At 30.0% G+C, this 1,119-nt stretch carries 1 protein-coding gene; it reads right to left on the bottom strand.

The window, feature by feature from the left end; all coding sequences use genetic code 11:
* Window positions 1-189: 189 nt before the first annotated feature.
* Window positions 190-1,026 carry a hypothetical protein gene (locus IC221_RS29205; RefSeq protein ID WP_188172317.1) on the bottom strand — a complete coding sequence of 279 codons (837 nt, stop codon included), beginning with the start codon at window positions 1,024-1,026 and terminating at the stop codon, window positions 190-192.
* Window positions 1,027-1,119 lie beyond the last annotated feature (93 nt).

The following is a 1,119-nucleotide window of genomic DNA, read 5'->3' as shown; positions in this document are numbered from 1 at the left end:
CCTATTCTTATTACCACCATTACCTTGGAACGACTAGAGAAAAGAGGATATATTTCTATGTCCGAGATCTACAAAAAATTGACTGAACGGTAATCAACCGCCGTATACGCGGTCCGTACGTACGGTGGTGTGAGAGGGTCTCCGCTAGGCTATCTGCCTAGCGGCGCTCTACTCGATTGTGCTTTCGTTTCATATTTCAAAATAGTTAAAATTTGAATTTTCAGTCAAGGTAGAGAATTTTCCGTCTGGGAAACCTTTTGGAATAGCAGATATTTCTGGCGAAGAAAAAAATAGTTCTAAAATTTTATTTGAACTAAGCCTAAAAATCCTAGACCAGCTTGCTTTATTCGTCTCTAAGGGTTTGTCAAAATTTTCAAAGAAATACCAATCTTTATTCTTTTTTGAAAATGCTGTGAAATAATATTTATCAGACTTAACTTCATCTAAGACATAAAACAAAAAGTTAATTGAATAATTTAAAACGTCTAATTCAATAACAGGAAATTCTTTAGTTCCATTTCCAATAAAAGGCATAAAATAAATAGTTGTTTCATTTTTTACGACTAGAGATTTATTCTCAAGAAACTTAATATATTCATTTGATTTTTCTAGCGTATTATATTCAAATAAACAATTACCGTCAAAGTCAAATATAACAATCTGAGCATTTCCATACCTAGAACCGATTTCAAGTTGAGACCCGGAATAAGACATAATTATTCGTTTTCCAGTAGAAATAATATTTAATGGTGCATCTACAAAAAAAGACTTTTTGAAATTTCCTTCATTGTCAAAAATCAATGCATTTTGAGACCCTTTATTTTCAAATTCTAAGTCTACCAATAAAAATAAATTATCCGATAAGATAGTAATCCTAGGTTCTGTAATTATATAATTATTTTTAAGTTTTATTCGATCCCCATTCCTGTATATTTCATGACACTTATTTATAAACATGAAATTTTCTTCTGATTTAAAATCGGCAGTAATTATTTCATGTTCTATTTTGATGTTTGAAATTTTCATTTTTTTCTAATGAAGCACAACAGTTGAGGTAAGTTTTGTCTCTCAACTATCCTCTAAATTATAAAATGTAGTTCGAATTATAAAACTTACCGA

It is taken from the genome of Flammeovirga sp. EKP202 (assembly GCF_014534745.1).
GTDB lineage: Bacteria > Bacteroidota > Bacteroidia > Cytophagales > Flammeovirgaceae > Flammeovirga.
This window is presented reverse-complemented; position numbering and strand designations above follow the sequence as displayed.

Excerpts from the sequence above, each read along its gene's own strand:
- IC221_RS29205 (WP_188172317.1), bottom strand. The coding sequence starts at position 1,026 with ATGAAAATTTCAAACATCAAAATAGAACATGAAATAATTACTGCCGAT.